This is a genomic window from Arthrobacter sp. P1_B11 (assembly GCF_056406715.1).
In genome coordinates this window covers 1-25936 of sequence record NZ_JBFTZQ010000013.1, presented here as the reverse complement: position 1 = coordinate 25936, position 25936 = coordinate 1, and the positions used below count along the sequence as shown (strand labels likewise).

Below are 25936 nucleotides of genomic sequence, written 5' to 3'. Positions count from 1 at the left end.
CGCCAAGTGACCCCGCGTTGTCTTAGGATGAGCGGCGCTTCGCACATTTGACCCGGCTGATCACCCGTTGGAATCCGTCCTCCAAATCGTCGGCGTTGACCTTGAAGTAGGTCCAGCCCGCACTGATGAAAGCCTCGTCGCGACGGTTGTCTCGGGACTGCTGTTCCCGCGAAAGGTGATGGGCGCCGTCGTACTGCAGTGCAATCCGAAAGCGCCGGTACCCGAGGTCGGCCGTCGGCGACCATGGGTCGGACGGGTCAACGCGCAGCTGCAGTTCCGGCTCGGGCAGGTGGGCGTCCAGCATGGCGAGCCGCAGGAACGTTTCCGGGTAGGAGTCTGCCCCTACACGCATCTCATCCAGCGCCTGCCGGGCCTTCTCCACGCCCTTCATGTTCGGGTGCTGCCGGATGAGCAGGCGCAGACCGTCCTTGTAGGCATGAGGCGTGGTCCGGCCCTCGAAGTTAGCCCTTGGAACCCTGATGAGCTGATCCCCCATCGCGATGACGTAATCGAGCGGCAACACCGCAGCCAGGTCCAGCCAGGTCCGGGGCGGCAGGGACATGGGGATGCCGTCACGCTCCCCGACCTCCCCTGGAATTATGCGGACCCGGTGACCGGTCACTCCGTCGCGGCGCACGCGGGGCAGCTCATGCGTCTTGCTGAGGTGAACCGTGTCCCCGTCCATCCACGGCGGAAGCCCCAACGGCGTGAGCTCCGCGGCGGTCTGATGGGACACCCATGCTCCCGGCGTGGCGGCCGCCAATACCCTGGCTCGTTCCCACAGTTCGAGTTCCCGGCCACGCGGCAGATAGATAAGGCGGCCGCCGTCGGCAAGGTCTTTGGCGCGGAGCCGTTTCGCTGAAACGCCCTGCGCCCTCGATTCGTACACGGTAAAGGGCAACTGGTTCAGGGTGTCGGGTAGCGGCGTTGACCGGGCCATGGGAACTATTCTGGCTGCTCGTCGCGGCCCTCAGGAGTTATCCACAGCCTGACTTCAGCTTTTGCAACGCGGGGTCAGATGGCGCCCAATAGACGCGCTCTATGCGGCGATATCTGACTCCGCGTTGCTCTCAGAGGCCGAGGCGAGCCACGGCTTCCTCGCGCATCTCCACCTTGCGGATCTTGCCCGAGACCGTCATGGGGAAGCTCTCGCGGACGTCGACGTAGCGCGGGATCTTGTAGTGGGCCAGCTTCCCGCGGCAATAATCAGCCACGGCGGCGGCGTCGAGCGGCTCCGCCCCGGGCTTGAGGATGATGCACGCCATGAGTTCCTCGCCGTACGTGGCATCGGGCACGCCGATCACCTGCACGTCCTGGATCGAGGGGTGGGTGTAAAGGTATTCCTCGATCTCGCGCGGGTAGATGTTCTCGCCGCCGCGGATCACCATGTCCTTCATCCGGCCCTCGATCACCACGTAGCCGTCGTCATCCATGCGGGCCAGGTCGCCCGTATGCATCCAGCCCTCGGCGTCGATGGCCTCCGCGGTCTTGTCCGGCTGGTTCCAGTAGCCCTTCATGACGGCGTAGCCGCGGGTGCAGAGTTCGCCGATTTCGCCGCGCTCCACGACGTCCCCCGTGGCAGGGTCCACCACTTGGCTCTCCAGCCGCGGCATGGTCCGGCCCACGGTTTCGGTGCGCTGTTGCATGGTGTCCCCGCTCCGGGTCATGGTGGACACCGGCGAGGTCTCGGTCATGCCGTAGCAAATGGCCACGTCCTCCATGTTCATTTCCGAGATCACCCGGTTCATAACCTCGATAGGACACAGCGAACCGGCCATCACGCCGGTGCGCAACGTCGAGAGGTCGTACGACGCGAAGTCCGGCAGCGCCAGTTCGGCGATGAACATGGTGGGCACGCCGTAGAGGGACGTGCCGCCGAAGTCCTGCACCGCTTCCAGCGCGGCGGCCGGCGTGAAGCTGCGGCCGGGAATGATGGTGGCCGCGCCGTGGCTGAGAGCATTCAGGTTCCCGATCACCATGCCGAAGCAGTGGTAGAACGGCACCGGAATCACCACGCGGTCGTGCTCGGTGTACCCCAGGAGCTCGCCGATCGAGTAGCCGTTGTTCAGAATATTGGAGTGCGTCAGTGTCGCGCCCTTGGGGAAGCCCGTGGTCCCGGAGGTGTACTGCAGGTTGATGGGGTCGTGCGCGTCCAGTTCCGCCATGCGGGCCTTCAGCCCGGAATGCCCGACGTCGTCCGCCCGCTTGAGCAGCTCGGCGTAAGTAAGCTCCTGCCCGGCTTGGGGGACGCCGGCGTCGAGCTGTTCCGCACCAAGATCCGGCAGAAACACGAGCTCGCGCAGCTCCGGACATTCGGCGAGCGCCTGTCGCGCCATCGCCACGTAGTCGCTATTCCGGTCCGACGGCGCCGTAACCAGCATCCGCATGCCGTTCTGCCTGACCACGAACTCCAGCTCATAGCTGCGGTAGGCCGGATTCACGTTGACAAGAACGGCCCCGATCTTGGCCGTGGCGTACTGCAGGATGGTCCACTCGGCGCAGTTGGGGCTCCAGATGCCGATCCGCTCCCCCTTCGCGACGCCCAGTGCGAGGAGCGCGCGGGCGAGCCGGTCGACGTCGTCGTTCAGTTTGGTGTAGCTCCAGCGGCGGGCGTCGGCGCCGGGCACCGCGGCCGCCTCGATCAGCGCATCATGGAACGGAAACCGGGCCACCACCCGCTCGAAATTCTGGCCGATGGTTTCTTCGAGCAGCGGGACGTCAGTGTCCCCGGCTGTGTAAGCGCGCATGATGGCACGCTATCAACTGGCTCCGGGCAAGAGAAGCGCAACAGAAGGGTGTTCGGCGTAAACAGGTCCGGACCCGCAGGCGGCGGCCGGTATTGTGAAATCCATGAGTGCACCCATCGACCTGCAGGCAACGTTCATCCCCAACGACGGCGAATTCTTCCGCGTGAAGCTCGCCCTGGAAATCGCCATTGACGAGGTAGTCAGCGAGCCCGGCTGCATCCAGTACGAGCTCACCGAAGTCAGCGAGGAGAAGCTGGTCCTGACCGAGCAGTGGGCCTCGGAAGAAGACCTCCACAAGCATTCCAAGGGGACCGCGGTCCAGGACCTCAACGAATCCCTCAGCGCCCTGCTGGCCGAGCCTGTCCAGCTCGTGCGCCTCTAGTCCGTCCCTACAAGAACCGCGGGGTCACTCCGCACCCAAGGAACCGAGGTTGTGGGTGCGGAATGACCCCGCGTTGCAGTTAAAAGCCGAACTAGAAATCCGGGATCTGGGTGCCGTCCTGCGTGCCGGCGTTGTTGCCCGTGCTGTTGCCTGCGGACGCGGCGGCTTCGGCCTGCGAGCGCGCCACGTGGGCGTGGACTTCCTCCATGTCGAGGGCCTTGACGGCGTCGATCACCTGTTCAAGCTGCGGGGCGTTCAGCGCACCGGGCTGCGAGAAGACCAGGACCTTCTCGCGGAAAGCCATGAGCGTGGGGATGGACGTGATGCCGGCCTCCGCGGCCAGCTGCTGTTCTGCTTCGGTGTCCACCTTGGCGAAGACGACGTCGCTGTGCTTCTCCGAAACGGCGGAGTACGTGGGGGCGAACTGGCGGCACGGCCCGCACCAGGCGGCCCAGAAGTCCACCAGGACAATGTCATTGCCCTCGATGGTCGATGCGAACTGTTCACCTGTGATGTCAACGGTAGCCATGGTTCAACCGTACGCGAGGCCGGTCCCGATGTCCCTCCGCCGGGCGGCTTGTTCGCTCCCCGCGTCACCGGGAATATCTCCGCCCCGGCTCTTCGACGGCCTCTTGCGTGGTCAGACCCAGGCGTGCGGTGCCGGCCTGCGAGCCCCGGGCAGCGCGTTGGTTTCGCGCCAGTCATTGATCCACTTCGGAAGCTCCAGCCCGGCCGGGGGCTCGCCAAACTCGGCGAGAATTTCCTCCTGGCTCACGGGCCTTCCCGCGCTCACAAGACGCGTGGCGATATATGCCCGGGCATAGATCTCGCCATCCACGACCATGCGCTGTTCGAAATAAATCGCCTTGGCATCCAGTCCGATGATCCTGGACTCGACCGTGTAGCGCTGCCATAACCGCAGGGAGCGGCGGAACGCGATGGTCTCGCCCGCGGCCACGGGACTCCAGCCGCGCCGGCGCATCTTCGCCCACGTGCCGCTCCGAACCATCAGGTCGAAGCGGCCCAGGTCCATCAGCGAGAAGTACATCCCGTTGTTGACGTGCATGGCGATGTCGATGTCCGTCGGGAGCACGCGGAGCGGAAGCGAGGACTCCTCCCAGACGCTGATTGCAGAGCGTTTGGAGGAGCTGAACAGCAGCATCAGGGTGCGCAGTAGCAGGTGCATGACGTCTATGTTACTTGTGAGTAACAACTTTCGCAGTTCCCCGCCCGCAGGTTCCCCGCGCCCGCAGGCTCCCGGCGAGGCCTGCGGGATTCAAGTAGGGGTCGCGCGGAAAGACAGGTACTGCCCACGCGGGTGCCCCCGGCCCTGCGCTCCTACACTCAACACTGCTGGGCAGATGCGTTTGTGAGCGCGTCCCTCTCAATTTAATGGTCAAGCGTGAACAGGAAGCGATCCCGCCCGAGCGCCTCCCCTGTCTGCGTCTGACCGCCCAGCAAGCGGCCGCGAGATACTGCCGGCCGCGCAACGGTTCAGGGGTCAGCCATGAATCAGCAGGAAATCGCCAGCCAGCACCGTGCGGCGGTTCAACTATTTGATCTGCAGCCAGGCTCGCTGCACACCGGATTCGGCATCCGGGTCCTCGTGCTCGCCGGCGTGCTGCTGGTGAGCGCTACGGCCCCCATTTGGTCAGCGGCTCCCGCGCACGAGACTCCTGCTTCAGCGAGCCAACCCGTACCGGCCGCCCTCCAGGATGACGCGATGCCGTGGTCCGGCCGGCCGGGCTCAGTGTCAGACATGCCCGCTTCCGAACCCGCCGCCAGGCCGTCGCCGCGGGTGTCCGCCGCAGTTAGCCGCACGGTCCCAAAGAAGACATCCGCCTCCTCGATTGCTGCGAAGGCCCGGGTGACTGCGGCCCCGCACAGAACTGCCCCCGCCGCCAAGGTGCCGGTGCGTGCTCCGGCTCCGGCGCCTGCTCCCGTTCCGGCACGTGCCGCGGTGGCGGCACCCGCTCGGGTAACGGTACCCGTTCCCGCAGCGGCCCCGGCAAAACCCGCGCCTCCGCAGCCGGCACCGGCTCCGGTGCCGCTCGTCCGGACCATCTACGTTGCTGGCGCAGGTGGACAGGCCATGGTGGACCAATGCATCGGACCCATCCACTACACACCAGACGACGGGTACTCGCTTTTCATCACTGAACACGACTTCTGCGGCGGCTGGGCGCGTTTCTCCGGAATCCAGGTAGGCGAGAGAGTGGACGTTCCGGGCTACGGCACCTACACGGTGGCCGCCCGGGGCCAGGTTCCCAACGGCGGTACCACCAACGATGTTGCCGCCGTGTTTGGCGGGTTCCCCAGGGCGGTGCTGCAGACCTGCATTCCCGGTACCACCCAAATGCTCGTGATAGCCCTTAACTAGCAGCAGGGCGGCCCGGCCCACGATACCCGGCAGCCGCTACGCCATGCCCGTAAGTGGCTGCCCTCGGCCGAACAATTGCTGGTTTCAGGAATGACCGGTCCCTTTAGGGCGGCCGTTCGCCGCGATGGGGACCGGTCGATGGGTCCGGAAACMCATGTCGTCCTGGTCGTTCAACTCCTCAGTAGCCGCCGGTGCCCGCAGCCGCCTCTTCGGCGCGGGGCGTCTTGGCGTAGTCGGTCTTGTTGACCTGGTATGCGTGCGCGTCGAGTTTCATTGCCCCCTGGTTGACTTCTTTCAGCTGGGCGTCTGTCAGCTGCTCGATCTTGACCAGTTCGAGGGTCTCCTGGTCTGCGCCGCCCACTGCCGTCACTTTCACCAGTCCGGTGCCCGCTGAATAGTATTTCCGCTGGTGCCCAACAGCCGGTTCCAGCGGGTTGTGTTCATCGATGACCAGCACGTCGTCGTAGCAGCCAGTGGGCACGCACACCCGATCGTTCTCCTTGAAGACCTTGCCGCAGTCCAGGAAGTCCACTGCCGGTGCATGGGCCTGAACATATTCCGGAGTGCCGGTCTTGGGCTCGCCCGGCATGGCGACGCCGGCCTGGGCTTCGGAGATGCTGTGAATGAACGTGCTGGGGGCGCCCGTGAACTTGCCGTTCTCGTACTCTTCCGGGTACTCCCCAAACAGCCAGACTGTCCCCGACTCCGTTTGGGCAAAGAAGGCCAGTTCGGATTCGACCAGCACGCCGTCAGCATAGTCCCGGTCCCACATCACCTGGGTCTTCACGCCGTCTATCGTCTTGGTCAGGCCGGTCACTTCGTGGACAACCTTCCGCTCCGCGGTGCCCTCCTCGGTCTTCACGGTGCCCGTCGTCGTGTACTGCGCGCCCGGCTTCAGCGGGAACCACTTGTTGTCGATCTTCGGCGACGCCTGGAACGCGCTGAGGTCAAAGTTGATGGCAGAGCCGGGCCCGCACAGCTCTGTGGCGTCCGCGCTGCCCGTCGGCGACGCTGCCGGCGAAGTCGTTTCGGTTGTTACTGACGGGGTCGCCGAAGCAGAGGCCGACTGCGACGACCCCGAAGTCGCAGCCGGGGCTGGCGCGGCATTGGGCGCGCCACACGACGCCACTGTGGACATCGCTATGAGCAGCGTGAAAGCGGAACCCAACGCTGCCGGTCGTCTTTTTGGCTTGAACATCTCTGTAGCCTTTCGCTGTTGGAATTACTGGATTCCAGCAGCTGCGCCCGGCCCGCCGCATTGGGCTCATCTGGAGGGCAGCGCTGGCGAAACCGCACCCAGTACGGATACGTGCAAAGTCTCCGTGGACGGGGCGCGGATTAGTGTCTCTCGGGACGACTCACCGAGGAACGACCAGAAGATGCATTCAGCCTCCTCTACCTGAGACCGTTGCCAAGTCCGGACAGGGTTAGCAAAAGCATGGCCCTATTTGGTCTATTTGAGAAGGGGTGCGGAGGCGGCATTTGAGCGGCAGCATGAACGGGTTGCCGCGGCACAGGCTGGACCCGGGTGGTGCCTCATTGGGTCACCAGGCTGTAGGGGCCCTCCAGGGACGAAAAACCCCGCCCGGCCTGCGTTTCGCAGGTCAGACGGGGTTTTCCCGTGGGTGGCAGATGAGGGATTCGAACCCCCGTAGGCGTTGCCAGCTGATTTACAGTCAGCCCCCTTTGGCCGCTCGGGTAATCTGCCGAACTTCAAAGAAGTTACCCGGGTTATTGCTTCCAGTAACCGCGGGCAAGACAACTTTACAGAACTTCTGCCGAAGAATCGAATCGAGCCGGAAACGGCCCAAAAAGCCCGGAAATTCAGGCTTCTCCGAGAATGCGCCCGGCGAGTTTCGCTTCAAACCGGACAGCTTGCTCCTCGGTGATCTGATGGAGCTGCACTGCCCGCTGGAGGTCCGCGTGCACGCCGTCCAGTCTCGATGATGCGTCCGCGGCGGGGCTAAGGATGATCGACGCGGCCACGGCCGCGGCGGTGACCGAGGTGGCTGCAGTCGCGATCACCCCGGCGGCGGCTGCGGTGGATCGGCTGACATAGCGGACTGCCTGGTGGGTCATTGCATTCCTTCCGGGGCGGCTTCCAACTCCTACAACTCTGCGCAGCCAACCTTCGTTCCACCAGTGCCTTCGCTATGAGAGAACTGTGAAAGGGGTTTCACCTTCACAACCGGCCCATCCGTACTACGCTGGACTGCAGATATCCACGCCAGGCCGGGCCGGCACAACTTTGCAATGGGCAGTCCATGCGCGGGCACAACCGGCGCCGGCCGGGCGAAAGCAACCACCATCAAGAGGAGAGTCATGGCAGGCGAGTCCACATTCGACGTCGTAAGCAAAGTAGACAAGCAGGAAGTGGCGAACGCCCTGAACCAGGCGCAGAAGGAGCTGGTGCAGCGATACGACTTCAAGGGCGTCGGGGCCGAGGTTGACTTCAGCGATGACAAGATCCTCATGAAGGCGAACTCTGAAGAGCGCGTCCTTGCCGTTCTGGACGTGCTGCAGTCCAAGCTGATCCGCCGCGGGATCTCGCTCAAGTCCCTGGACACGGGTGAGCCGTACGCTTCGGGCAAGGAATTCCGGCTGGAGGCTTCCATCAAGGAGGGTATCGCCCAGGATCTCGCCAAGAAGATCAACAAGCTGATCCGCGACGAGGCGCCCAAGTCCGTCAAGTCCCAGATCCAGGGCGACGAACTCCGCGTGACGTCCAAGTCCCGCGATGACCTTCAGGCCACCATGGCCCTGCTGAAGGACTTTGACGAGGCCGATCTCCAGTTCGTGAACTTCCGCAGCTAGCAAGCATCACCTCCGGCCCTTTCGGCTGGACCGCCGGGGCCGGGCGCCCGCGTCACATCTGGCGCGGACACCCGGCCTCATGCGTATATCTGAGCCCACGGACGTTCAGCCTTACGAGCCCCCCGTAATTAGGGCACGGAAATTTCGCTTAATTCTCAGCCGCGGGTAGTCTCCTGCTTAGGCCAGCCTTACTTAGGGTCAGTTGACCACGAGGCCGGTACCCACGCCCCCGCACCGAGACCCCGAGGACACCATGAACGCGCCCTACTTTGACCGGCAATCCCGCGCTCCGCGAGGCCCGGCCGCCCGCAGCATCACCTCCGCACTCGGACTGGTTGCCGGCGCAGTCCTCCTTCCCCTGGTCCTCACGTCCTGCGCCGGCGCGGGAGTAGGCGCAGGAGCCCCCGCTTCACCCGCCGGCAGTCCTGCCGGGAATGTCTCCGGGGATGCCACCCTGCAGAAACTCAATGACACCGCCGCCGCCAAGTACTCCGCCTACGTCGAGGACCAGGTTGACCAGCTCGTGGCCGGCACCAAAGCGTTCGCCGCCGCCTTCGCGGACGGCAATGCCGCCACTGCCCGCAGCCTGTACGCCCCCACCCGCATGCACTGGGAACGGATTGAGCCGGTGGCCGAGGCCTTCGGCGATCTGGACCCCAAGCTGGATCTCCGGGAGGCGGACCTGGCGCCGGGCGAACAGTGGACCGGGTGGCACCGGGCGGAGAAGGACCTCTTCGCCCCTGCCGGCTACCAGCCGATGACGACGTCCGAGCGCGCAGTGCTGGCCAAGCAGCTCGTGGCGGACACGGAAGACCTCCGCCGGCGCACCCGAACGGTGACCCTCACCGCAGACAAACTGGGCAACGGCGCAAAGGAACTTCTCGACGAGGTGGCCACCGGCAAGGTCACCGGCGAAGAAGAGACCTGGTCCCACACGGACCTCTGGGACTTCCAGGCCAACGTGGACGGCGCACGGACCGCCTTCGAGATCCTTCGCCCCGCGCTCCAGCAGAACAACGCCGGGCTGGCGACTGAACTCGACTCCAAGTTCGCGGCACTCCAGACGGAGCTCAAGAAACACGCCAAGGGTGACGGCTTTGCCTACTACGGCGAGCTCACGCCCGTGCAGGTCCAGAAACTGGCGGCCTTGGTCGATGCGCTGGGCGAACCGCTTTCCCGGCTCACGTCGGCAGTGGTGCAGTGAGCCAGGTAAGTCGTCGCGGACTGCTGTCCCTCGCCGGGGCCGGCGGTGTGGGCGCTGCCGCCGGACTGGCCGCAGGATTCCTGGGGCACGACGCCGTCGCCGAGGCTGCGGGCCCGGCGAATGACACCGTCGCCTTTTACGGTGACCGCCAGTCGGGAATCACGACGCCGGCCCAGGACCGGCTGCACATGGCGGCTTTCGATGTCATCACCGAGGACCGGGCGGAGCTCATCCAGCTGCTGAAGGACTGGACGGAGGCTGCCGCTGCCTTGACGGCAGGGCGGGAAACCGGATCCACCGGCGCCGTGGGCGGGCCGGCGGACGCCCCGCCCGAGGATACCGGCGAAGCCCTGGGCCTGAATGCGGCCCGGCTGACCCTCACCTTCGGATTCGGCCCCACGCTCTTCGAAAAGGACGGAACCGGCAGGTTCGGGCTGGCGGGGCGCCGCCCCGAGGCCCTGATTGATCTCCCCCATTTTCCCGGGGACGGCCTGCAGGAGCAGCGGACCGGCGGCGACCTCGTGGTCCAGGCCTGCTCCGATGATCCCCAAGTGGCGGTCCACGCCATCCGCAACCTGGCCAGGATCGGATTCGGCAAGACCCGCGTGCGCTGGTCCCAGCTCGGCTTCGGCCGCACATCCTCTACGTCCCGGTCCCAGCAGACACCGCGCAACCTCTTCGGCTTCAAGGACGGCACCAGCAATGTGAAAGCCGAGGACGCCGGGCTCCTCGACGCACACGTCTGGGTCCCCGGCGGCGGCAAAGCCACCGAAGCCTGGATGGAAGGCGGCAGCTACCTTGTGGCCCGCCGAATCCGCATGCACATAGAGATCTGGGACCGCACCTCCCTTCGCGAGCAGGAGAGCCTGATCGGCAGGACCAAGGCCGAAGGTGCGCCGCTCTCCGGCGGCACCGAGTTCACTGCCCCGGACTTCGACGCGAAGGGCCCGGACCAGGAAACGCTGATCGCCAGGGACTCGCACGTCCGGGTGGCGCACCCGTCACACAACAACGGCGTGCGCATGCTGCGGCGCGGCTACAACTTCACGGACGGCTCCGACGGCCTGGGCCACCTGGATGCTGGCCTGTTCTTCATCGCGTTCGTGAAGGATCCGCGCACGCACTACGTGCCGATGCAGCTGGCCATGGCACGGCAGGACACCCTGTCCGTAGAATACCTGCAGCACACCGGCTCGGGCCTGTTCGCTGTTCCTCCCGGAGTGCGGCCCGGCGGATTCTTCGGCGAAGGGCTTTTTACGGCATGACAACCACCCAGGGCGCAAACACCGGCGTGGACTTCAGCGTGGCAGCTGAGCCATGGGACGCAGCGGATGGCACGCGGCTCCGCGCCATGCAGCGGGCCGAACTGGACGCCCGGTACGGATGCGACGACCATGAACCCGGCTCGGCACCCACCGCCGAGGACATCACCGTCTTCCTTGTCGCCCGCGACGGGCAGGGCGCGGCCGTGGCCTGCGGCGCGCTGCGGCAGCTGGACGCGGCCTCGGCGGAGATCAAGCGGATGTTCGTGCTGCCGGGCCACCGCGGGAGCGGAGTGGCTGCCGCGGTGCTGCGCAGCCTTGAATCCGAGGCGGCCCGCCTGGGGCTGCGCGAGCTCAAGCTCGAGACCGGGACAGCCCAGCCGGACGCCATCGGGTTCTACGAGCGCGAGGGCTACCGGCCGATCGACAACTTCGGGCCGTACGCCGGCGAGCCGCTGTCCGCGTGCTACGCGCGTTCGTTCGGGTAAGCCTGCATCCAGTACCTGCATCCCGCCCCGTTGAAGTACGACGGCGGGAGGTCAGTTGAGCGGCCGGCCCGCCATCCGCTCCAGCCTGGCGATGCGGTCCTGCATGGGCGGGTGGGTAGCGAACAGCTTGGTCATCGCCCCGCCGCGGAACGGATTGGCGATCATCAGGTGCGAGGTGTTGACCAGACGCTGGTCCTGCGGCAGCGGCGCTGCCTGAACCCCCTGATGGATCTTCCGCAGGGCTGAGGCCAGCGCGAGCGGGTCTCCGGTGAGCTGCGAGCCGTCCTCATCGGCGTCGTACTCCCTGGTGCGGGAGATGGCCACCTGGATCAGCGACGCCGCGAGCGGCGCGAGCAGCGCCATGGCAATGAGGGCCAGCGGGTTCGAGTTGCGGCGGTCGCCGCCGCCGAAGAACAGCAGCATCTGCCCCACCGAGGTGATGACACCGGCCACGGCGGCAGCCACGGACGAGGTCAGGATGTCACGGTTGTAGACGTGCATCAGCTCATGGCCCAGGACGCCGCGGAGCTCGCGGGGGCTCAGCAGCTGCACGATGCCTTCGGTCACGCAGACGGCCGCATTCCTGGGATTCCGCCCCGTTGCGAATGCGTTCGGCGCCATGGTGGGCGAGACGAAGATGCGCGGCATGGGCTGGCTGGCGCGCATGGAGAGGTCCCGGACCATTTGGTAGAGCTCCGGGGCCTGCGCTTCGGTCACGGGGTAGGCCTGCATTGAACGGAGCGCGATTTTGTCGCTGTTCCAGTAACCGTAGGCGGTGGTTGCGACGCCGATCAGCGCCATGATCAAAAGGGGCGCGGCACTGCGCATACTGGACCCGATCAGTGCGCCAAGCGCCAGCAGAACCGCCCACAGCACTCCGAAAAGCGCTGCCGTCTTCAGTCCGTTGTGGTGATTGTGCACTGTTGCCTCCACTGCTCGTGAGTCGGGGCCGGACTCCAGGTCTTGCCCACAGAGGTCTTGCTTCCGGCAAGGCCGCTACGGAACGGGATTCCGGGCGTCGTACGTCAGGAAGCCGGACTGACAGCGCGCCGCCGCCCAGGCCACCACGATGCACAGGACTCCGCCGATCAGCAGGACCCAGCCCTCACTTAGAATTTTAGTCCCGCCGCCGGCAAGCATGTCGCCCAGCCGGGGCCCTCCCGCAACCACCACAATGAAGACCCCCTGGAGACGTCCGCGCAGGTGGTCCGGGGTGGCCGACTGCAGGATGGTGGTGCGGAAAACCGCACTCACGGAGTCCGCAATGCCCGCGAGGGCGCAGCACAGCACGGCGGGCACCAGCCACAGCGTCACGCCGCCGGAGCCGGAGCGGCCGGCGAGAACCACCACCAGGCCGAAACCTCCGATGGAGGCACCCCAGCCCATGACCGACCAGACCACGGCCCTGCCCTGCCTCCGGATGTGGCCCAGCGGTCCGGAAAACAGCCCCGCCAGAAAGGCGCCGACGGCCGTGGACGCAAGGAGGATGCCCACCGTGGTTTCGCCGCCGCCGATCATGAGGGCCCCCACCGCGGGCAGCAGCGCCCTCGGCTGGGCAAGAATCATGGCAACGAGGTCGATGATGAATGTCATGCGCAGGTTGGGCCGGGTGCCCAGGAACCGGAATCCTTCCGCCACGGACCGCAGCCCCGCCCGGCCGGCCTCCTTGCCGGGCGGCATGGGCGGCAGCTTAAACAATGCCCAGAAAGCGAAAGCGAAGCTCACGAAGTCCAGACTATAGGTCCAGCCAAACCCTACGGACGCCACCAGCAGGCCGGCCAGCAGCGGCCCCGCCGTCATGCCCAGGCCGAACGTGATCATGCTCAGCGCATTCGCCGCCGGAAGGAGCTCCTTGCGCACCAGCACCGGAATGATGGCGCTGCGGGCCGGCTGGTTGATGGCCTGGGCCCCGCTCTGCACGGCCACCAGCAGATACAGCAGCCACACGTTTCCCAGCTCCAGCCAGGCCTGCAGAGCGAGTCCGCCCGTGGTGAGCCACAGCACCAAGGAGGAAAGCAGCGCCACGATGCGCCGGTCGTGCGAATCGGCAATGGATCCGCCCAGCAGTCCGCCGAGCACCAGCGGAACCAGGGCAAAGATGCTGAGCAGGCCCACGTAGAGGCTGTCCTGCGTCAGCCGGTAAACCTCCAGGCTGACGGCCACAAGGGTGAGCTGGCTGCCCACGTTCGAAATGGCCGAACCCAGCCACAGCCGCCGGAAGGCCGGACTTTCGCGCAGCGGAGTGATGTCAGCCAGAAGTTTTCCCACCCGGCAACTCTAGCCGCGGACGGGAGTTAGTCCCCCCTTATTGTGATCTAGTCAAAATAAGTGGTTGAATAGGGACATGACGGAGCAACCGGAAAGCCACGAAGCCTGGGCCGCGGCCCTGCGCGCCCACGGCCGCCGGGTGACCAAACAGCGGCTGGCGGTGCTGGCCGCCGTCGAACACCACCCGCATTCCCCGGCGGACAGCATTCTGGCGGCGGCACGCGAGGAACTTCCGGAGCTGACCGCCCAGTCCGTCTACGTGGTCCTCGGGGACCTCACCGACCTGCACATGCTCCGCCGTTTCGAACCGCCGCACTCCCCCGCGCTGTACGAGACGCGCGTGGGTGACAACCACCACCACGCCATCTGCATCAGCTGCGGCCGCGTGGAGGACGTTGACTGCGCGGTCGGCCACGCCCCGTGCCTCACCCCGCACTGGAACGAGAACTCCCATCCCATGACCATCCAGATCGCCGACGTCATGTACCAGGGCATCTGCGGGGACTGCCAGCAGGCCCAAAAACTTCCTTCTGAACGCAACTGACAAGTAATAAAGAAATAGGAGAAAGATGACTCAGAACATCTCTGCGCCCGCTGTGTCCACGACACAGTCCGGTGCTCCCGTCACGTCCGACGCCCACTCTCAGGCAACCGGCGCCGACGGCGCTATCATCCTGACCGACCACTACCTGGTCGAAAAGCTCGCACAGTTCAACCGCGAGCGCGTCCCGGAGCGCGTTGTGCATGCCAAGGGCGGCGGCGCATTCGGCAGCTTCAAGACCACCGAGGACATCTCCAAGTACACCAAGGCCGCTTTCCTGCAGCCAGGTGCGGAGACCGAAATGCTGATCCGGTTCTCCTCGGTCGCCGGTGAAAACGGCTCTCCCGACACCTGGCGCGACCCCCGCGGCTTCGCGGTCAAGTTCTACACCTCCGAGGGCAACTACGACCTCGTGGGCAACAACACCCCGGTGTTCTTCATCCGCGACGGCATCAAGTTCCCCGACTTCATCCACTCCCAGAAGCGCCTCCCCGGCACCCACCTGCGCGACGCCGACATGCAGTGGGACTTCTGGACCCTGTCCCCCGAGTCCGCCCACCAGGTCACCTGGCTCATGGGTGACCGCGGCCTGCCCGCCTCCTGGCGCGAAATGCAGGGCTACGGCTCGCACACCTACCAGTGGATCAACGCCGAGGGCGAGCGCTTCTGGGTCAAGTACCACTTCAAGTCCAACCAGGGCGTGAAGTCCATGACGGGCGACGACGCCGAGGCTCTCGCCGGCTCGGACGCGGACTTCTACATCCGCGACCTGCAGGAAAACATTGCCGCCGGCAACTTCCCGTCCTGGGACCTCCACGTCCAGGTCATGCCGTACGAGGATGCCAAGACCTACCGCTTCAACCCGTTCGACCTCACCAAGGTGTGGCCGCACGCTGACTACCCGCTGATCAAGGTGGGCACCATGGAGCTGAACCGGAACCCGGAGAACTACTTCGCGCAGATCGAGCAGGCCACCTTCGCGCCGTCGAACTTCGTGCCGGGCATCGCCGCTTCGCCGGACAAGATGCTGCAGGCGCGCATCTTCTCCTACGCGGACGCGCACCGCTACCGCGTGGGCACCAACCACGCCCAGATCCCGGTGAACCTGCCCAAGAACCAGGTCAACAACTACAGCCAGGACGGTGCCGGGCGCTACCACTTCAACGCCCCTTCCGTTCCGGTCTACGCCCCGAACTCCCTCGGCGGCCCGGCAGCCGTGGAACCGCAGAACCCGGCCGGCGGCTGGGAGAACGACGGCGCGCTGACGCTCGCCGCGCACTCCCTGCACGCTGAGGACGGCGACTTCGGCCAGGCCGGCACTCTGTACCGCGAGGTGTACAACGACGGCGAGAAGGCCCGTCTGCTGGAAACCATCACCGGTGCTGTGGGCGGCGTGAAGAGCCCGGGCATCAAGGAGCGCGCCATCCAGTACTGGACCAACGTGGACGCCGAGCTTGGCGCCAAGCTGCGCGCCAACCTGGGTGCAGCCCAGACCGAGTCGGACGCCGAAGCGGCCGCGAAGTTCTGACCCCAGCTTTACCGCCCTTACCGGGCACGCCCACCCCGTCACGGATTTCCGTGGCGGGGTGGGCCTTTTCCACATAGCCGATGCCTTCTCTGGCTGTATTGACGATGCCTCCCTACGATCCTTGTATGGACACGTTCGAAGGCATCCCGGATGCCGCCTTCCGGTTCTATGCGGAGCTGGAGAACAACAACAACCGTGAATGGTGGCTTGAAAACAAGGACACCTATGACTCGGAGGTGAAGCAGCCGCTCGCGCTGCTGCTCGCCGAACTGGAGGATAAGTTCGGCCCGGGCAAGATCTTCCGGCCCAACCGGGACATCCGGTTCTCGCAGGACAAGTCGCCGTACAAGACCGCCCAGGGAGCCTTCGCCGCACGGCAGGAAGGCGTGGGTTACTACATCCAGGTCAGCGCGGACGGGCTGCTGATCGGCGGCGGCTACCACTCACACACGCCGGCGCAGCTTGCCCGGTTCCGCAGCGCCGTGGATGCCCAGGCCAGCGGCGCGGCCTTGCAGAAAATCGTGGACAGGATCGCCGCTGCCGGGTTCGTGGTGGAAGGCGAGAAGCTCAAGACCGTGCCCCGGGGCTTCGACAAGGACCACCCTCGGGCCGAGCTGCTCAAGCACAAGTCGCTGTCAGCGGGAGTCACGTTCCGAGACGCCGGGTGGCTCGCCACTGCGGGCGCCAAACGGGAGGTGGCCAGCCGATGGGAACAGCTCCGCCCGCTCGTCGACTGGGTCGGCCAGTATGCGGCCCCATAATGGCAGCCCGGGAATCGGAAAGGCCACCCGGGATCAAGAAGACCCCGGGTGACCTTTCGCGCTCTACTGGGTCGCGTTAGACGCGCGTGTAGGTGTCTTCGTCGTCCAGGTCCACGGCCGCCGGGTTCACGGCTGCCTTGGCCTCGGCGAACTTCTCGTTAAGGCGCGAGTGCCGCTGGCCGTACGCGAAGTAGATGCCCAGGCCGATCACGAGCCAGATGGCGAAGAAGATCCAGGTCTCCACGGCCAGGTTCGTCATGAGGTACAGGCAGAGCACCGCGGACACAACGGGCAGCACTTTGCCGAACGGAACCCGGAAGGCAGGCTTGAGGTCCGGCCGCTTTTTGCGCAGCACAAGGATGCCAAGGCTGACCATCACAAAGGCGGAGAGGGTACCGATGTTGATCATTTCCTCCAGCAGATCCACGTTGGTGAGTCCGGCTACCAGTGCCACCGCTGCACCACAGATGATCTGCAGCCGGGCCGGCGTCGAACGCTTCTCGCTGGTCTTGGACAAGGACCGCGGCAGCAGTCCGTCGCGGCTCATGGCCAGCACAACGCGGGAGAGGCCCATCAGCAGCACCATGATCACCGTGGTCAGGCCCACCAGTGAGCCGAAGGCGATGACCTTGGCGGCGTCGGTGTTCCCCACGGCTTCGAAGGCCGTGGTGAGCGTCGGGTTCTTGACCGCTGCGAGCTCCTTGTACGAGACCATTCCGGTCAGGGCCAGGGACACCAGGATGTACAGCAGCGTGACCAGTGCCAGGCCGCCGAAGATGCCGCGCGGCAGGGTCTTCTGCGGGTTCTTGACCTCTTCCGCGGACGTGGCCACCACGTCAAAGCCGATGAACGCGAAAAAGACCAGGGCGGCCCCGGCGAAGATGCCCAGCGTTCCGTACTGGGCGGGTGCGGCACCGGTGAGGAAACCGAAGAAGGACTGCTTCATGACGTCAGCTGCTCCGGTGCCCGTGGTGGGCTCCGAGGCGGGAACGAACGGCGTGTAGTTGGAGAACTTGACGTAGCTGAAGCCCACGACGATCACGAATATCACGACGCCGATCTTGATCAGCGTGAAGATGTTGCCCACGCGGGCGGATAGCTTCGTCCCGAGGACGAGCAGCACGGTGAAGATCGCCACGATGAGGAACGCTCCCCAGTAGAGGTCAACTCCTCCGAGGGAGATGGCGGGCGGTATTTCCACGCCCATGAGGGCGAAGACCTTGCTGAGGTAGATGCCCCAGTACTTCGCAATCACCGCGGCGGCGGTGAACAGCTCCAGGATGAGGTTCCAGCCGATGATCCAGGCCAGCACCTCGCCCATGGTTGCGTAGGTGAAGACATACGCAGAGCCGGCCACGGGGATGGCGGTGGCGAACTCGGCGTAGCACATGATCGCCAAGGCGCACGTGACGGCGGCCACGGCAAAGGAGAGCGTAACAGCCGGTCCGGCGAAGTTCGCCGCGGCCTTGGCGCCCACCGAGAAGATGCCGGCGCCAACCGCAACGGCGACGCCCATGATCATCAAGTCCCAGGTGCTGAGGGAGCGCTTGAGCTTGCGTCCGGGTTCATCGGCGTCGGCCATTGACTGCTCGATGGACTTGGTCCGGAAAAGATTCATAGGAAATCCACAATCCTGATTGGGGGTAGGAAACAGACCTATCAATAATAGTGTCCATCCAATGGACGGCCATATTTGTCCCAAATAATGAGACGCCGCGCACGCGAAACCACGCCCGGCCCTCCTCCGCGCTGCGGCTGCGCGGTGTGGTGGAGGGCCGGGCGTGGTGTCCGGGAGGACAGCTGGCGGCCCCTTGTGGGAACCGCCAGCCGGCCAATTACATTACACGGAGCCTGTCCTGAAGGTCCAGGACCGGAACGCCAGCGGGTTGCCGGCGAGGTCAAGGACCGAGGAGGTGGCCATCGTGTATGTGGTGTTGGCCACGAGGGTCGCCGACGGGTTGAGCGTCGCCGTCCTCGTTGCCGCGTTGTACGTCACCGTTGCGGTCACGACCGGTCCCGTGAGGCTGCCGCGCCTCAGGACCACCGTTGACGTGCTGACGTTCGTAACAGGCTCGCTGTAACGTACCGTGACGTTGGCCGTGCGGCCCACGTTCGTTGCACCGATCGCCGGTGTCACCGAAGCCACCGTCGGGGCGGGCCCGGTGGTGAACTGCCATGACGGCGGTGTGGCCATGGTGTTGCCTGCCGTGTCCCGGATGGAGGAGAACGCCATGTTGTACGTACGGTCGGCGAGGAGGGTCGCGGTGGGGTTGACCGTCACGGTCCTCGTAGCGTTGTTGTAGGTCACACTGGCCGGGATCGGCGTTGCACTGCCGTTGAGCCGGAGAACAACCGTTCCGGAGCCGACGTTCGTGACCGATTCACTGAACGTGGCCGTCACGTTTGCCGTCTGGCTGACGGACTTGGCGCCGAGGGCCGGCGTCCTGGCGGTGATCGTCGGGAGCACAAACTCGGTCCGCGGCGTGATCAGCGGAGTACGGGCCGATGGTGCGCCCGTGCCTGCTGCGTTGATTGCCGAGACGTCGAAGGTGTATCCCGTGCCGTTGATCAGGGCCGCCACCGCGCTGCTCGTGACGTTCCCTACCGTGACCTCGCGGGTCGGAGTGGCACTCGTTCCCACGAAGACGCGGATTCGGAACTGCGTGACTGCGGCACTGGGAACTGCCGCGGGGGCGGTCCACCTCACCGTAACCTGGGCATTGCCCGCAGTCGCCGTGCCAATCGCCGGAGCGCTGGCAAGGACGGGAGCCGACGGCGTGACCGCGTTGGACAGTGCCGAGAATGCGCTGGCGCCGAGTGCGTTCACTGCCCGAACCTGGAACCTAACAGCGGTTCCGTTGGTCAGACCCGTCACCACCAGGCTGGTGGCACCGGCGTCAGCCGTCTGAAGCGCACCAACCTGGGTTCCGGCTGCGTTGACCACCCGCACGTCGAAGCTGGTGGCAAGGCCGCCTGCTGCCGGCGTGAAGTTGACCGTGGCCTGGCCACTGCCGGTAGCAGCAGCCGCGCCGATGACGGGAACGGATGGTGCGACAGTGTCAGCGAACACCAGCCGTTCGACGTTCCGCACGGTGTCGGTACCGTCAGTGCCCACGTTGTCGGTCACCGTGGTCGTTGACCCCGGAGAGCCAAGGACGCCGGTTCCACCGGTGGTGGTGACGGTGTAGTCGGCCTGCGCGCCGGTGAACACCGCCGAGTCGGTGCCGCCGGAGCCCGTGAGGACCTCGCGGACCGCCACGATGTTGCCGGGGTTCACGGTTCCCGCGAAGACACTTTCCTGGAGCGTCGGTCCCGTCAGGTTGCCGCTGGCGTCCTTCAGGTACCGGCTGGCCATGGCGCTCTGCCCCAACCCTTCAATGCTGGCGCTGCCGATTTCGCTTGCCGGATCGGCCGCGTTGGTGCGGACGCTGAGACGGACACCGACGTACCGGTCGCCGTCGAGAATGTCATTGGCGCCGCGTCCCTCGAGAAGGTCGCTGCCGCTGCCGCCGAGGAGGATGTTGCCTTCGCCCCAGACGTTCGCACCGGTGAGGAGCGGGCAGTCCTTGGAGGCCGAAGCGGCCACAACGTCGGATGTCAGAGTCGGGAAGGTCGACACCAGGTCGCCAAGTCCGGCGATCCGGTCCACACCGGCCTGATCCAGCACGTCACATCCAATGAACCCGGCGCCGCCAACGGCGCTCGGAACCAAATCGTCACCGCGAAGCTTGTCGTCGAGTTTGCCGCCCGAGAGCGCTTCAACCTCGTTGAACTTGTCGCGGACACCGACCGTCAGGATGTCCAGCGGAGGGATCGGCAGGGCCAGGTCAAGATCCTGTGCCTGTGGGTCGCCCTGACCGATCTCCCAGTCGTAACCGGAGGCTCCGGCGACCTTCTCGATGCCCGGACCGCCGACGCCGATGTCGTCGCCGCCCTCCATGTCGTAGTCGTCGTCGCCGCCCTGGCCGACGAGGATGTCGTGTCCGGGCTTCTGGGAATCATCCAGGAAGAACAGGTTGCCGCTGTCTCCCTGCATCAGGTCCGGCTGGTCGCCGCCCTCTTCCCAGTCATCGCCGCTGTCGCCGAATGCGGCGTCAAGGCTCTCACCAAGCATCACGAAGTCGTCACCGGCTCCAGCGAAGGTCTCGTTGGCGTTGGCTCCGCCGTTCGTGAAGTCCTTGCCATCTCCACCCATGATGATGTCCAGGCCCGGTCCGGCGTCGATCGCGTCATTGCCGGGTCCGCCCTTCGGGACGTCGTCACCTGCGAGGTCCGTGATGATGTCGTCACCTTCGCCGCCGAGCGCGATGTCAGCTCCGTCGCCACCCTCGATGACGTCGTTGCCGGTACCGCCCCAGAAAGTGTCGTTGTCGTTGCCGCCATAGATGCGGTCGACTCCGGCGGTGCCGTTGTAGACGCTCTGGCCGTTGATTCCGGAGGGGTCGACCGTGTTCCTCGCACGGTACTTGATGGTGCCGTCGGACATACGGATCAGCAGATCCGTCTCACTGCAGTCTGAGTCCGGGTCATCCGCTACGGTGTTGCCGGAGGCCGTAAAGCCCGCAGGCGTGCCGTCCAACTTCTTCAGTTCGAACTTGCAGTCCGCCGTGGCAAACGCGTCGGCCTTCAGGCTGTGCACGTTGGTGTTGCGCATCATCATCTCGGCGAACGAGTTGCCTTCCAGTTGCGCCCTCAGGTTCATGCCCGGGGTGCGCGCCAGGTAGTACAGACGGTCGCCGTTCTGCAGGTTGGTCAGCTGGTTCTCGAAGACGTAGTTGAACGTGCTGCCCAGCAGACCGCCAAACAGGTTTGTCCGCTCCGCGAGGCCGCCGACCCAGAGGTCCACGTTGTCGAGGCCAGTAATCGAACTCGTGCCGGTGTTGGCCCACGCGTCCGTGCTGTTCATGAACGCCGCGGCGTCAGCCGGAGGGACATCCGCGGGTGCGGGGCTGACGATCAGCCGTGCGGCCTCCCGCTTGGCCGCCAGCGTCGTTGCGCCGGTGATGGACGGGTGCAGACCGTAGGCAGCGACGAAGTTGACGAGCGACTCCGGGTGCTTGAGGTTCTCGCCGAAGTCGACCCAGTTGGTGTAGGGCTTCAGCTGGCCGTCATTGGTTGAATTGAAGAGCTCCCGGCGGAGGACGTTCAACCGCGGAATTCCTTCAGAACGGGCCCGCGTCATGTTGATCGTCGGAAGGTCCAGGGGCAGGCCCAGCAGGTTGTTGCGGAGCGTGTCGGTCACGAACTCATCCAGTTCGTTACCGGCCTGGTCCGACATCCCTGCGATGACGCTTCCTGCAGCCTCTTCCGAGGTCAGCGGCCCGGCAGGACCGCCGTTGGTGTACTCCGGCGGGTTGAGGAAGCCATTGAGCAGCGAGATGTCGTTCTGGCTACCCCTGGTGTCATCAGCATCTCCGAAGACTCCATTGAAGCCGGCGCCGTCCTCGTTCCTGCGTGAGATCGTTTCGGTCAGCATGGAGTGGCCGAAGCGGTACACAGCGTGGGCGAATTCCGCCTTGATCGCGGGGTTGAGCTCCGTCTGGGTGAACGCAAACGGCTCAAAGGGGTTGATCGCAGGCTGAACCTTGCGGGCGAACTCCTCAAAGACCAGGTGCTGGTACTCCATTTCCGTGATGAACCGTGCGGCCTGGAAGAGCCGCTCACCGTTCCAGCCGGCGGCACCGGCAGTCAGCTTCCACTCGGCCAAAGCCGCGACGCCGCTGGGGGAAGTATCGGTCGTCAGGACGTTCTCGATGTCGCCGACGAGCCGATCGTGCTCGGAGTGGAAGATCTGGTGAATGGTGGTCAGGCCAATGTTCTCGTTGACCCGGCCGTCACCGGCGATGAAGTGCGCGTTCAGCATCTCGTCGTCGTAGGTACCCGCCGGCTGGCTGGCGAAGTCGGCAGATGCCGTGTTGTCAGCATCAGGCGCCGGCGTCACCCGCGGCGTGGCCGGGTTGTTGTCGGTGTCCTGGGGACTCGGGTCCGCGTTGTGCGCGATGTCCGTCAGGAACGGGGTGTCAAAGTACTTGACGTTCGCCGGCACCAGGGTGCCCAGGCCGCCGTTGTCGGCGCGGTTGGCCTCCACGAGTCCGGTCGCGGTCACGAACTGCGGCAGACCGCGGGCGGGGCCGGGAATGAACTTGCCGTACGGGTCCGCGGCGACCATCGGGACATTCAGGACGTCCTTGTCCAGCAACTGGATACCCAGACGCGCCGAGGCCTGGGCCTTGGTGGTGGTCCAGGTGGCCATGCCGCCAGCTGTGGGGCCGGCAGGTCCACCGAGCAGCTTGCCCGTGGCGACCGGGCTCCCGGCGGTGTTATCAACGTACTCCCGCAGGAACACCTGGTGCGAGGAGTGCGAGGTGTAGGTCTGGCTCTGGTCCACCCAGGGCGAGTCCGTGTTGTTCGCATCCTGGATATCGTCAGCGCTTTCATCGGCAGGAGTCGCGGGGTTGTCACCCAAGACGCCGTCCGGACCGGGCTGGTTCTGGGCCCGGGTCAGCACCATGAAGCGCAGGTTCGGGCTGAGGTCGTCCGCGTTCCCGAAGACGTGGTCCGGGCCTGCGATCAGCGGGTCGTCATCCTTCAGCGGAACGAAGACGGTTCCGCCGCTCTTGACGGTCTGGTCAACGCCGTGGTCGAAGAACTGGCCGAACAGCGTGAACATCGAGTTGTAGGGCGGGGAGAGGCCGACGTCGGTGGTCACGTTCGGGATGAACAGCGTGCTGTGCGACGGCACGCAGTCTACGGGAACGCCGGCGACAGGCGGAGTCGCCAGGGGATCTGGGTCCGTGGTGCAGGGGACGACGCCGGTGTTGCCCTGCGTCCTGACCGGGTTACCGGCCGCTGCGACAGCGGCAGGGTTGGTCGAGGTCTGGTCCACGATCAGGTTGCTGATCACGCGGGGCTCGGAGTCGAAAACGTTGCCCTTCTTCTGCGCGTACGAGGTCGGCTGGGAAGGGCCGAACGCGGGAGGCGAGTTCTCGGCACTCTTGAACACCGGCGTGGTCAGGCGCGGGAACTTCTGGTCAGCCGCACCGAACGTCTCCTGGCCCGCCTGAAGGTTGTTGCATGACCCGTCGACCGTCCGCAGTCCCTGAGAAACCAGGGGGCTCGGGATCTGGTTGGGGCCAGTCCCGATCAGCGCACCACAGGGGCCGGTGGCTGAGGTCGTGTTGGCCACATGGGCTTCAGCGATCTTGATCTGCTTCAGGATGTAGGAGAGATCGGAAGGGGATACGGTAAAACCTTCCCCCACCGGCGCCTGCACCGCGTTGGCTGCCACAACTGGCAACCCCATGGCGATTGGCATCATGAGTGTGGTTACTGCTGCCACCGTCCGAAAGGAGATGGCCTGCTTGCCGTGCTTTTTGCGTCGTTGACGCCGGTTTGTTGGTGGATCGGTGGGTGACGCGGATCGACTTTGATCCGCGCCCCCGTCTGACTTCCAGGCTGAGATTTTCATGGCACACCTGCCGCTAGGAGGGATGTAACCGTGCCATCGTGCGATGGTGTGCCCGTGAAAACCTTGTGGCAGCAACCTCTCTGCCGCTGTTTCACCTGCTGAGCCACCCAAATTGGGGGTTTTCAACCAGTCAATTAACCGGCAACGCACAGGTGGGGCCGCTAGTTCGCAGCCCCACCTGTGCGTCATTTGCCAAGGCGTATTACATCCGGTCTGAGATGGCTCAGACCGGCCAGTCCATGAGGGTGGAACGGATCAGGAACCGTTTGCCCTCCGGTGCCTCGACCGAGAAACCGCTCCCCCGGCCCGGCACCACATCCACAGTCAAATGGGTGTGGCTCCAGTAGTTGAACTGCTCCCTGGACATCCAGAAGTCCAGCGGCATGGTGCCCATTTCAGCATCGGCGCCGGGACCGCCGTCGGGAATTTCAAAGCGCCCCAGCAGGACGTCGGAGTCCCCGGTCAGGAACTCCCCGGCCGGGAAACACATCGGCGAGGAGCCGTCACAGCAGCCGCCGGACTGGTGGAACATGAGCGGCCCGTGCTGGGCCCAGAGTTTCCTGAGGAGGTGCACGGACTCGGCGGTGAGCGCTACCCGGGAGAAGTCCTCCCCGGGCAGCGTCACCGCGGCGTCAAGACTGGCTTCAGTCATCACCGATTCCGCTCATCAGAACCTCAACACGACGCGGCCGTCGATTTTCGCGTGCTTCATCTCGTCCAAGACCGCGTTGACCTCAGAGAGCTCCCGGGCGGACACGGTGGGATGGATCTTGCCCTGCGCGTAGAAGTCCAGAGCCTCCTCCAAATCCTGGCGGGTGCCCACGATGGAGCCGCGGACGGTGAGGCCCTTCAGCACGATTTCGAAGATCGGCGCCGGGAAGTCGCCGGGCGGAAGCCCGTTGAAGACGATGGTGCCGCCGCGGCGTGCCATGCCGATGGCCTGGCCGAAAGCGGACGGGTGGACGGCCGTGACCAGGACGCCGTGGCAGCCGCCCGTTTCCCTTTGGATGACCTCTACCGGGTCCTCGTGCAGGGCATTGACCGTGAGCTCGGCACCGTGTGCCTTGGCGAGGGCCAGCTTGTCGTCGGCGATGTCCACGGCCGCTACGCGCAGGCCCATGGCCACGGCGTACTGGACCGCAATATGCCCCAGCCCGCCGATGCCGGAAATGGTGACCCACTGGCCCGGCCTCGTCTCAGTCATCTTCAGGCCCTTGTAGACCGTGACGCCGGCGCACAGGACGGGCGCAACCTCCACCGGATCCGAACCCGCCGGAATGCGGGCGGCAAAGCGCGTGTCCACCAGCATGTACTGCCCGAACGAGCCGTCCACGCTGTAGCCGGCATTCTTCTGTGCTTCACAGAGGGTTTCCCAGCCGGTGCGGCAGTACTGGCAGTCGCCGCAGGCGGACCACAGCCAGGCGTTGCCTACGAGGTCTCCGATGGCGAGGTCGGTGACTCCCTCTCCGAGAGCCACCACTTCGCCCACTCCCTCGTGGCCGGGGATGAACGGCGGAGAGGGCTTGACAGGCCAGTCCCCCTCCGCGGCGTGCAGGTCGGTGTGGCAGACTCCGGTGGTCAAAACCTTGACCAGCGCCTCACCGGGGCCGGGCGTCGGAACGGGAACGGTCAGGATCTGGAGGTCCTTGCCGAATTCGGTTACTACGGCTGCTTGCATTGTCGTCGTCATTGGCGATCCTTGCGTCGTTAGAGCATTTGTTGAACTGAGTGCGGTGACGGTGGTGCTGCCTTCCTGAGGGGTGGCCAGGTGGGGCGGGCGGGGACGGATTGGGCCGTCCCCGCCCGGGTCGGTGCGGCTTAGAAGAAGCCGAGCTTGTTCTCGTTGTAGCTGACCAGGAGGTTCTTGGTCTGCTGGTAGTGGTCCAGCATCATGGCGTGGTTTTCACGTCCGATGCCGGAGGACTTGTAGCCGCCGAACGCGGCGCCGGCCGGGTAGGCGTGGTAGTTGTTGACCCACACGCGGCCGGCCTGGATCTCGCGGCCGGCGCGGTAGGCGACGTTGCCGTTGCGGCGGCCGGCCTGGATCTCGCGGCCGGCGCGGTAGGCGACGTTGCCGTTGCGGGACCAGACGC

22 protein-coding genes and 1 tRNA gene are annotated in these 25936 nt (G+C 65.4%); 9 read left to right on the top strand and 14 right to left on the bottom strand.

Annotation, left to right across the window (positions count from 1 at the left end):
• Positions 1-22: 22 nt before the first annotated feature.
• A complete protein-coding gene (locus tag AC1D14_RS12325; protein WP_230117482.1) occupies positions 23-940 on the bottom strand; it encodes a hypothetical protein in 918 nt (305 codons plus the stop codon).
• A 130-nt stretch (positions 941-1070) separates the two neighbouring features.
• Positions 1071-2747 (bottom strand): AMP-binding protein, encoded by a 1677-nt coding sequence (locus AC1D14_RS12320; RefSeq protein ID WP_230117481.1) that lies wholly within the window; start codon positions 2745-2747, stop codon positions 1071-1073.
• 103 nt (positions 2748-2850) lie between these two features.
• On the opposite strand from AC1D14_RS12320, the gene AC1D14_RS12315 reads away from it, so the two are divergent.
• Complete coding sequence (locus AC1D14_RS12315) at positions 2851-3129, top strand: putative quinol monooxygenase (RefSeq protein ID WP_230117480.1); 279 nt, start codon at positions 2851-2853, stop codon at positions 3127-3129.
• A gap of 91 nt (positions 3130-3220) precedes the next feature.
• Here AC1D14_RS12315 and AC1D14_RS12310 read toward each other — a convergent pair whose 3' ends face one another.
• Both AC1D14_RS12310 and AC1D14_RS12305 read right to left on the bottom strand, forming a co-directional pair.
• Entirely contained in the window at positions 3221-3658 is a 438-nt protein-coding gene (locus AC1D14_RS12310; RefSeq protein ID WP_230117479.1) for a thioredoxin family protein, read from the bottom strand.
• 111 nt (positions 3659-3769) lie between these two features.
• Positions 3770-4315 carry an acyl-CoA thioesterase gene (locus AC1D14_RS12305; RefSeq protein WP_230117478.1) on the bottom strand — a complete coding sequence of 182 codons (546 nt, stop codon included), beginning with the start codon at positions 4313-4315 and terminating at the stop codon, positions 3770-3772.
• Between the two features lie 321 nt (positions 4316-4636).
• On the opposite strand from AC1D14_RS12305, the gene AC1D14_RS12300 reads away from it, so the two are divergent.
• The gene (locus AC1D14_RS12300; RefSeq protein WP_230117477.1) at positions 4637-5509 is read left to right on the top strand and encodes a peptidoglycan-binding protein; all 873 of its coding nucleotides are present in this window, start codon (positions 4637-4639) and stop codon (positions 5507-5509) included.
• A gap of 178 nt (positions 5510-5687) precedes the next feature.
• Here AC1D14_RS12300 and AC1D14_RS12295 read toward each other — a convergent pair whose 3' ends face one another.
• From AC1D14_RS12295 to AC1D14_RS12285, 3 genes are all read right to left on the bottom strand, one after another.
• The gene (locus tag AC1D14_RS12295) at positions 5688-6707 is read right to left on the bottom strand and encodes a hypothetical protein (protein ID WP_476882137.1); all 1020 of its coding nucleotides are present in this window, start codon (positions 6705-6707) and stop codon (positions 5688-5690) included.
• A 428-nt stretch (positions 6708-7135) separates the two neighbouring features.
• A tRNA-Tyr gene (locus AC1D14_RS12290) sits at positions 7136-7217 on the bottom strand.
• A gap of 116 nt (positions 7218-7333) precedes the next feature.
• Complete coding sequence (locus AC1D14_RS12285; protein WP_230117475.1) at positions 7334-7588, bottom strand: hypothetical protein; 255 nt, start codon at positions 7586-7588, stop codon at positions 7334-7336.
• A 243-nt stretch (positions 7589-7831) separates the two neighbouring features.
• On the opposite strand from AC1D14_RS12285, the gene AC1D14_RS12280 reads away from it, so the two are divergent.
• The 4 genes from AC1D14_RS12280 (at position 7832) to AC1D14_RS12265 (ending at position 11277) form a co-directional block, all read left to right on the top strand.
• Complete coding sequence (locus tag AC1D14_RS12280) at positions 7832-8323, top strand: YajQ family cyclic di-GMP-binding protein (RefSeq protein WP_230117474.1); 492 nt, start codon at positions 7832-7834, stop codon at positions 8321-8323.
• A gap of 253 nt (positions 8324-8576) precedes the next feature.
• Positions 8577-9527: an iron uptake system protein EfeO gene (gene efeO, locus AC1D14_RS12275; protein WP_476968567.1), complete on the top strand. Its 951-nt coding sequence runs from the start codon at positions 8577-8579 to the stop codon at positions 9525-9527.
• Entirely contained in the window at positions 9524-10792 is a 1269-nt protein-coding gene (efeB, locus tag AC1D14_RS12270; RefSeq protein WP_230117472.1) for an iron uptake transporter deferrochelatase/peroxidase subunit, read from the top strand. The genes efeO and efeB overlap by 4 nt, the downstream gene beginning before the upstream one ends.
• Positions 10789-11277, top strand: a complete 489-nt coding sequence (locus AC1D14_RS12265) for a GNAT family N-acetyltransferase (protein WP_476968566.1) — start codon at positions 10789-10791, stop codon at positions 11275-11277. The genes efeB and AC1D14_RS12265 overlap by 4 nt, the downstream gene beginning before the upstream one ends.
• 51 nt (positions 11278-11328) lie before the next feature.
• Here the strand turns inward: AC1D14_RS12265 and htpX are convergent, their stop codons facing one another.
• Positions 11329-12198 carry a zinc metalloprotease HtpX gene (htpX, locus tag AC1D14_RS12260; protein WP_230117470.1) on the bottom strand — a complete coding sequence of 290 codons (870 nt, stop codon included), beginning with the start codon at positions 12196-12198 and terminating at the stop codon, positions 11329-11331.
• 75 nt (positions 12199-12273) lie between these two features.
• Positions 12274-13545, bottom strand: coding sequence for an MFS transporter (locus AC1D14_RS12255; RefSeq protein WP_230117469.1), 1272 nt, complete (start codon positions 13543-13545; stop codon positions 12274-12276).
• Positions 13546-13621: 76 nt separating this feature from the next.
• On the opposite strand from AC1D14_RS12255, the gene AC1D14_RS12250 reads away from it, so the two are divergent.
• From AC1D14_RS12250 to AC1D14_RS12240, 3 genes are all read left to right on the top strand, one after another.
• Positions 13622-14089: a Fur family transcriptional regulator gene (locus AC1D14_RS12250; RefSeq protein ID WP_230117468.1), complete on the top strand. Its 468-nt coding sequence runs from the start codon at positions 13622-13624 to the stop codon at positions 14087-14089.
• 25 nt (positions 14090-14114) lie between these two features.
• Positions 14115-15614, top strand: a complete 1500-nt coding sequence (locus AC1D14_RS12245) for a catalase (protein WP_230117467.1) — start codon at positions 14115-14117, stop codon at positions 15612-15614.
• Positions 15615-15739: 125 nt separating this feature from the next.
• Positions 15740-16375, top strand: coding sequence for a DUF2461 domain-containing protein (locus AC1D14_RS12240; RefSeq protein WP_230117466.1), 636 nt, complete (start codon positions 15740-15742; stop codon positions 16373-16375).
• Between the two features lie 76 nt (positions 16376-16451).
• On the opposite strand, the gene AC1D14_RS12235 is transcribed toward AC1D14_RS12240, so the two are convergent.
• The 5 genes from AC1D14_RS12235 to AC1D14_RS12215 form a co-directional block, all read right to left on the bottom strand.
• Positions 16452-17993, bottom strand: a complete 1542-nt coding sequence (locus AC1D14_RS12235; RefSeq protein WP_230117465.1) for an APC family permease — start codon at positions 17991-17993, stop codon at positions 16452-16454.
• 222 nt (positions 17994-18215) lie between these two features.
• The gene (locus tag AC1D14_RS12230; protein WP_476968565.1) at positions 18216-23693 is read right to left on the bottom strand and encodes a peroxidase family protein; all 5478 of its coding nucleotides are present in this window, start codon (positions 23691-23693) and stop codon (positions 18216-18218) included.
• 373 nt (positions 23694-24066) lie between these two features.
• On the bottom strand, positions 24067-24495 hold the full coding sequence (locus tag AC1D14_RS12225; protein WP_230117463.1) for a DUF779 domain-containing protein: 429 nt from the start codon (positions 24493-24495) through the stop codon (positions 24067-24069).
• A gap of 15 nt (positions 24496-24510) precedes the next feature.
• Positions 24511-25533, bottom strand: a complete 1023-nt coding sequence (gene adhP, locus AC1D14_RS12220; protein WP_230117462.1) for an alcohol dehydrogenase AdhP — start codon at positions 25531-25533, stop codon at positions 24511-24513.
• Between the two features lie 128 nt (positions 25534-25661).
• Positions 25662-25936, bottom strand: a 275-nt coding sequence (locus tag AC1D14_RS12215) for an aldehyde dehydrogenase family protein (protein WP_476968564.1), incomplete at its 5' end; no start/stop codon positions are given.